Source organism: Streptomyces sp. NPDC025638, assembly GCF_055558775.1.
In genome coordinates this window covers 1-6,998 of sequence record NZ_JBVHLX010000057.1, presented here as the reverse complement: position 1 = coordinate 6,998, position 6,998 = coordinate 1, and the positions used below count along the sequence as shown (strand labels likewise).

3 protein-coding genes and 2 pseudogenes are annotated in these 6,998 nt (G+C 67.9%); 2 read left to right on the top strand and 3 right to left on the bottom strand.

Going from position 1 to position 6,998, the window contains the following annotated elements; genetic code table 11:
- Positions 1 to 252: 252 nt before the first annotated feature.
- Positions 253 to 756, top strand: a pseudogene (locus ACZ4EG_RS46415) (transposase); the annotation flags it as partial.
- A gap of 36 nt (positions 757 to 792) precedes the next feature.
- Here the strand turns inward: ACZ4EG_RS46415 and ACZ4EG_RS46410 are convergent.
- Positions 793 to 2,352, bottom strand: coding sequence for an ISL3 family transposase (locus tag ACZ4EG_RS46410; RefSeq protein WP_467795035.1), 1,560 nt, complete (start codon positions 2,350 to 2,352; stop codon positions 793 to 795).
- 89 nt (positions 2,353 to 2,441) lie between these two features.
- Here ACZ4EG_RS46410 and ACZ4EG_RS46405 point away from each other — a divergent pair.
- Positions 2,442 to 3,152, top strand: a pseudogene (locus ACZ4EG_RS46405) (IS256 family transposase); the annotation flags it as partial.
- Between the two features lie 23 nt (positions 3,153 to 3,175).
- Here ACZ4EG_RS46405 and ACZ4EG_RS46400 read toward each other — a convergent pair.
- Positions 3,176 to 3,808 (bottom strand): hypothetical protein, encoded by a 633-nt coding sequence (locus ACZ4EG_RS46400; protein ID WP_467795034.1) that lies wholly within the window; start codon positions 3,806 to 3,808, stop codon positions 3,176 to 3,178.
- Positions 3,809 to 3,956: 148 nt separating this feature from the next.
- The gene (locus ACZ4EG_RS46395) at positions 3,957 to 6,425 is read right to left on the bottom strand and encodes a helicase associated domain-containing protein (protein ID WP_467795033.1); all 2,469 of its coding nucleotides are present in this window, start codon (positions 6,423 to 6,425) and stop codon (positions 3,957 to 3,959) included.
- Between the last annotated feature and the right edge of the window lie 573 nt (positions 6,426 to 6,998).

The following is a 6,998-nucleotide window of genomic DNA, read 5'->3' as shown; positions in this document are numbered from 1 at the left end:
TCCTGCACACCTACAACCACCACCGCTGCCACACCGCACTCGGCGGCCACCCACCGATCAGCCGTGTCAACAACGCTGCGGGTCAATACACCTAGGGCTCTGGCGGGATGGTTCCTGCCCGCAGTTCCGGGAGTGTCTAATCAACGGCGGATCTGTTGATCATGGAGACGCCAAGTGAGTGAGATGACGATCGAGCAAGAGCCCGTAGTCGAGTCGGTCGGTGCGGCCACGTCGGACGAGCAGTTGATCGCGATGCTGGTTGACCGGGCCCGCGGTGAGGGCCTGCAACTGACCGGTGAGGGCGGGCTGTTGCAGCAGCTGACCAAGCGGGTGCTGGAGTCCGCTCTGGAAGGCGAGATCACCGATCACGTCGGCTACGAGAAGCACGATCCGGCCGGGAAGAACAACGGCAACAGCCGCAACGGCACCCGCGCCAAGACAGTGCTGACCGACGTCGGCCCGGTCGAGGTCAGGGTGCCCCGGGACGTGGCCGGGACCTTCGAGCCGCAGATCGTCAAGAAGCGGCAGCGCCGGCTGACCGGGGTGGACGAAATGGTGCTGTCGCTGTCCGCGAAGGGACTCACGCACGGAGAGATCTCCGCACATCTGGCCGAGGTGTATGGGGCCGAGGTGTCCAAGCAGACCATCTCCACGATCACCGACCAGGTGATGGAGGGCATGGCCGAGTGGCAGAACCGGCCGCTGGACCGCGTCTATCCGGTCCTGTTCGTGGATGCCATCAACGTCAAGATCCGGGTTCTGTCGACGATCTTGTGATCCGGACGGTCTGCCTCATCGTGCGAGCAGGACGCGTTTGCGAAGGAGATCGAGGCTGGCCCGGCCGAACATCTGACGCTTCAGCATCTTGAGTCGGTTGATGTTGCCCTCGACAGCGCCGGAACTATGAGGCAGGGACAGGCCGTTGCGGACGGCGTCGAAGTCGCGGCGGAGGTTGCGGGCGAAGCCTGCGAGGGGGGCCAGGGAGTCCTGTTCGGCTTCGTTGATCCAGTCCTCCAGACGGTCGCCGTGGCGTGCGGTCATCATGACGGCGAACTTCCTGACGTGCCCGGTGAGCCGGTCCAGCTCGGGATCACGTTCACGTAGCCGGTGGAGCTTGTCAGCCTGCTCGTCCCGCAGGTGTTCGGGATGAATCATGATCCATGAGGTGACTTCGCGGACCGAGGGAGGCTTGGGACCCGGGTCGGGTGCGTGTCCGCGTCCGGTTCGGTAGCGCCGCAGATGACGCTGGACTGCCAACTCGCCTCCGGGGTAGCCCTGTTCCTGAATCTCACGGCAGAGCTGAGCGGCGTTCCTGACGCCTTCGTTCCAGCGTCGGTGCAGGTAGCCGACGTATGGGTCGACGACGTGCGCCCGCTGCAAGCTCTTGGCCACGACGTCATCCGCGGAGGGGGCGTTGACCAGCTTGCGGACGGTGGCCTGGTGCAGTCCGAGTTTCCGGCCGATCGCCGCCTTCGACATCCCCTGCTGCCATAACTCGTGGGCGGCGGCATGCTGTTCACGGAGCCGAGTCACGATCTTCAGCTCTGTCGATGGCTGGACCACCTGCGGCTCACCGGGAGTGTCGGCGGGTTCCGAAGGCGGTTCTGCCAGGCGGGAGCGATGGGCGTTGACCGTCTTCTCGACCGCCTGGCCGAGATTGGCCCACAGGTGGTAGCGATCAGCGACCTGCTCGGCCTGCGGCGCTCCGACGCGTGCGCCCTCGCTGTAACCGCTGGACCGGTCCCGACAGATCACCTTCACCTCGGGGTGATCGCGGAGCCAGGCGGCCAGGTCCTCACCCTCGCGCCCGTCGTAGATATGCAGTGGACGGTGCGTGGCCATGTCGATCAGAACCGTCCCGTAGTGGTGGCCCTTGCGGAATGCGAAGTCGTCGACGCCGAGGACCTCCACCGCACCGATCTCCGGCTCGGGCAGGGCCCTGACCAGTCGCAGCAGCGTGTCCTTGCCCACGGTGATGCCGACCGCGGAGGCCAGGCGGGCTCCCGCCCGGCCGGCCAGGGCCAACCCGATCTGCGTCATCACCCCACGCAGCAACGGGGTCTGCCGACTGTGCGGGGTCGTCAGGCCCTGGATCTGTTCAGCGAACGTCACCGCCGGGCAGGAAGAGTTCTCGCATCGGAAGCGGCGTATGCATAATTCGATCACGACACCGAGCCCGCCGATAGCGACGTCACGCAGCTTGCGTACATACCGGCCGTGCACCCGTGCCGAGCTGTGGCCGCACTGGCAGGCCGCGGTTGCCGCCCGAACCCGTGTCCGCAGCACCACCTTGTCCGGCCGCCGCTCGACCTCCTCGATCAACAGGGCGGACAGATATGGAAACAGCTCCAAGAACACATCACGAGAGCACGCGATGCATGATCGCGAAGGGCGGACACAACCCGCCCAGCCGTCCGGATCACAAGATCGTCGACAGAACCAAGATCCGGGATGGCCAGGTCGCGAACAGGCCGATCTACGTTGTCATGGCCGTCACGGCCGAGGGCACCCGCGACATCCTCGGCATCTGGGTCGGGGACGGCGGCGAGGGCGCGAAGTACTGGCTGCACGTCTTCACCGAGCTGAAGAACCGCGGCCTGGACGACGTGCTGATGCTCGTCTGCGACGGGCTCAAGGGCCTGCCCGAGGCGGCGGAGACCGTCTGGCCTCGCACGATTGTTCAAACATGTGTCGTTCACCTGCTGCGGAACAGCTTCCGTTACGCAGCCCGCCAGGACTGGGACAAGGTCGCCAAGGCACTCAAGCCCGTCTACACCGCTCCCAGCGAGGACGCGGCGACGGAGCGGTTCCTGGAGTTCCAGGAGGCATGGGGCCGGAAGTATCCGGCGATCGTGAAGCTGTGGTCGGACGCCTGGGCCGAGTTCGTGCCCTTCCTCTCCTTCGACGTCGAGATCCGCAAGGTCATCTGCAGCACGAACGCGATCGAGAGCGTCAACGCGCGGATACGCAAAGCCGTTCGCGCCCGCGGACACTTCCCCAACGAGGCCGCCGCCCTCAAGTGCGTCTACATGGCGCTGATGAGCCTCGACCCGACCGGCAAGGGCCGCAAGAGGTGGACCATGCGCTGGAAGGCACCCCTGAACGCCTTCCAGATCGCCTTCGAAGGCCGGCTCACCCCAGCCAACAACTGAACCTCAACAACCAAGATCAGCCGTTAAATTGACACACCCCGCAGTTCCCGGATGGCGGTGATGTGTGGGGCGATGAAGGCGCGTAGCTGCTGCTCGGCCTGGTCGAGTTCTTCCTTGGTCAGTGTCCGGCGTGCGCACAGTTCGGTGATCTCGATGGGGTAGGTGCGGTAGTCGGTGGCTGGTCGGGGGAGTGGTACGGGGTACAGGTGCCATCCGCGTGCGGTGGCACGGCTCAACTGGCGGTCGGCTTCTGTGAGGGTGCCGAAGTGGTCGAGGAACATCGCGACCACGTCGGCGGTGAAGTACGTCGATGCCCGGTCACCTGCCGCGCATCCCTCGCAGCCGTCCCCGGTGCAGGGCCCCACCCGGTCCTCGTAGCGCGGGACGCCGCGCCGCGGGTGCGCGCGCCGCTGCCGGTAGGTACGTCCCACGCCGAGGCGCCGCACCTCCACCAGGCCGCCGGCCTCCAGGCGGCGCAGCGCGCGGCGGACGCAGGCCCGTTGCGCGTCGGTGGGCTCCGTCACCGCGTAGACGCGGCATGCCAGCGCGCTGACCGAGGCGAACAGCGGAGCGCCGTCCAGCTCGCTGCGCCCGCCCGGCTCCTCGCGCAGGAGGGCGAGTACGGCCCGCTGGATGCGTCCCGGTCCACGCGGCATGACACCAGCATGGGGACGACGAGGGGTTCTGAGCAACGAGCCCTTAGATTCTGGCGGGCGCGCCAGCCGTGTTGCACCGCCGCGCCGTCGGCGCCGCCCATGGTCTGAGCTACGAGCGCTTAACGCGGGCCGCCGGGTACTCCTCCCGCTACTCTCGCGTGTGTGCGGCCCAGTCGAGTCCGAGGCCGGCGAGCCGTTCCAGTTGCTCCTCGCCCAGCTTCGCCCGCCTGGTCTTGGTGTTCGACAGGAACACCCCTAGCTTGACCTCGGTGCCGTCCGGCAGGACCTCTACGTGGCCCCTGGAGACCGTCACAGAGCCCGTCCGCGCCTTGTATTGCGTGAGGGCCGCGCAGCCCCGCTCGAACGCCCCAGAACCGGCCCTGGACGCTTTCGCCGGCGTCTCCTGCTGCTTTGGTGGCAGGGGTGTGATGCCGAGGGCTGTCAGGCGGGTGCGCTGGCCCTCGGTGAGTCCTTCCCAGATGATGTGCTGGCGTTGCCGCTCCAGCCACCTGCCTACGTCGGTGCCGTGCCAGGTGACGCCGGGCATGATGTCGCCCGGTGTCGCGCCCTGCGCGATCAGGCGGGCGAGTCCGGCGTAGGTGCGCTGCCAGTCGACCGTCCAGCCCAGGGTGGAGGGGTTCCAGTCGGGGTCGATCGCGGCGAGTTGGGCCGCACGCCGCCCCGCGCGCTCCGTGTCCTTGCCCAGGCCCCCGGGCTTGCGGAGGTTGGCGAGCCACTGCCCGACCGGCTTGTCGAGCGCGGCCGCGGTGACCGGAGCGGCGAGCGTGCCCGTCTGCTCGTAGTACGCGCGGGCGGCTGCGAGGTTCTCTTCCCATGCGGCCTCGGTCGGGTCCCACACGATGCCCAGCTCGTCGAGGTCGGCTGCGCGTTCGGCGGGCATGGTGCCGGCCTGTACGGCGCGCCGCTGGTCGGCCAGCCACCGCCCGAGCGGGAAGGAGTGCCCGTGGGGCATCGGTTCCCGGTACTCGTACGGCACGGCCAGGTTCCCCGTCCGTGCCCGGTAGGCGACCGCTGCGCGGTGTCCGGCTTTCCAGTTGACGTGTTCGGGTTCGAGGAGGTTGTAGCGGACCAGGCGTGCGATCAGGGCGGGGTCCCGGTGTGTCCCGAAGCGGAGCAGTGTCCGCTGCTCCTGTTCGCCCTCCTGCGGTTCCTCGCCCAGGTACGACGGTGTGGCCGGGGTGCGGTGTATTCCTTCCTGCGGGGCGGCGAGCATTTCCACGGCCCGTTCGTCGTGCGCGCGGATTCCGGACAGGACCTTTATCAAGGGCCGGTACGAGATCGAGTACGGCATTTCCTCTTCCGTTTCGTCGGGCCGCAGGAAGATGGGCACGATCAGCGTGGCGAGTTTCTGCTGATTCGGTTTCTGCCGCAGCGCCCGGCCGATGGCCTGCACGATGTCGACCGCCGATCCCTTCGGGTCGATCAGGGCGACCGAGTCGACCGTGGGCACGTCCACGCCTTCTGCGAGGACGCGGCAGTTGGAGAGCACCGCCCGCCCGGCCCGCCCCCCGAACGCGCGCAACCGGTCTGCCCTTACGTCCGGGTCGTGCTCACCGGACAGCCAGTTCGTCCACACCTTCTTGGGATGCCGCGTGGGGTCCTCGGCGTGCAGCCGTGCCACCGTCCGCCCCAGCCCCTCCGAGAAAGCGCGCGCCTCGATCGTGCGGTGGTGGAAGGTGATACACCGCGTCAGACCATGCGCCGACATCGTCTCCAGCAGTGCGGCCTGGAGCACCGCCAGGCGCTCCCCGCGCACCGCTTCCTCCTGCCCGTTCTCGCCGTACAGCCGCTGCGGCGTCAGGTGTTCGTCCCGCAGCTCGACCACCACGATCTGGTACCGGGCCAAAAGCCCGCGCGCGATGGCTTCCGACAGGTCCAGTTCGTACAGGACGGGCCCGTAGATGGACTCATCGTCCATGGAGCAGGCCATCTCCTCCGGCAGCCGCTCCCGTGCGGCCGGCACCTCCCGGCCGTCCTCCCCGCGCCGCCACCGCCGCGGCGGCCGCTCCTCCCAGATCCGCGGAGTCGCCGTCATGTACAACCGCCGCATCGACGGCAGCGACTCCTGATCGTGCACCGCCGCCCACGCCTTCCCCAAAGACCCGCTCGTGCGGTGCGCCTCGTCCACCAGGACCAGGTCCCACACGTCCATGGGCAGCCCGTACGTGCCCGCGTGCGCCTCGATCAGCACCGGCAGCGAAGCGTAGGTGGCGTACACCGTCACAGGCCCCCGCCCGTGCCACAGCGCCAACTGCGGAGCACTCGTCGTGGTCCGCACTCCCAGCGAGTACAGACGCGGGTCATCACTCATCGAACACACAGCCACAGCCGGCCCCGAGTGCCCGAACGCGGCCCACTCCCTGACCGTCTGCGCCAGCAGCTCCAGCGTGGGAACCAGCACCAGGACGCGCCCCCTGGGCACGATCTCCCGCACAGCGGCAGCGCCGATGAAAGTCTTCCCGGTGCCGCACGCGCTCACCACCGTGCCCCGGATCCCCTCGGGCGGGATCCGTTTCCCGGGCGGAATGTCGAGACCCTTCACGATGGCGTCCACGGCCTCGATCTGATGAGGGCGGAGCGGGAATGGATCCGTCATTGTGCGTGTCTCCGTTCACCGGGAGATGGACCGAGGATCTGTTCGTGACTCTACCCGATGCATCACAAGCTGTATAGCGCGGATGCATCGGCACACCAGTTCGGCCGATACTCGCCTCGGGTGCGACCGCCTGTGCTATGTTCGGTGTCGGTCGTCAGTGTGTGACAGGCCGTCAAGCGGGTTTTGTTGGCCCGATGTCCGGACGGACTGTCAGGTGATGGCAGGTCAATTCGGCGACTGAGTCGCTTGGGTCGCTGGACTGTCCGCCCCGAGGCCGGCCCGAACCAGTGGTGCCCACCGGTTCGTAATCCTACCTGGTAGCCGAGTTGATGCAGCACCCCCTTCCTGCTGCCGCCCCCGCGTAGCGGGGTCTGCCGGTGAGGCGCAGCCTCACGGTTCCCGCCCGCGCAGCGGGCGGGTGGATCGGAGCGCAGCGGAGATCCGAATTCCCGCGCAGCGGGAATTACTTGAAGGCGCGAAGCGCCTTCAAAAACCCGCGGAGCGGGTTTACGGGGCCGCGCAGCGGCCCCGTTCTCTTCCCAGCGCGCAGCGCTGGGATACCCGCTCCGCGGG

Coding starts and splice junctions, on each gene's coding strand:
- ACZ4EG_RS46400 (WP_467795034.1), bottom strand. CDS start 3,808: ATGCCGCGTGGACCGGGACGCATCCAGCGGGCCGTACTCGCCCTCCTG.
- ACZ4EG_RS46395 (WP_467795033.1), bottom strand. CDS start 6,425: ATGACGGATCCATTCCCGCTCCGCCCTCATCAGATCGAGGCCGTGGAC.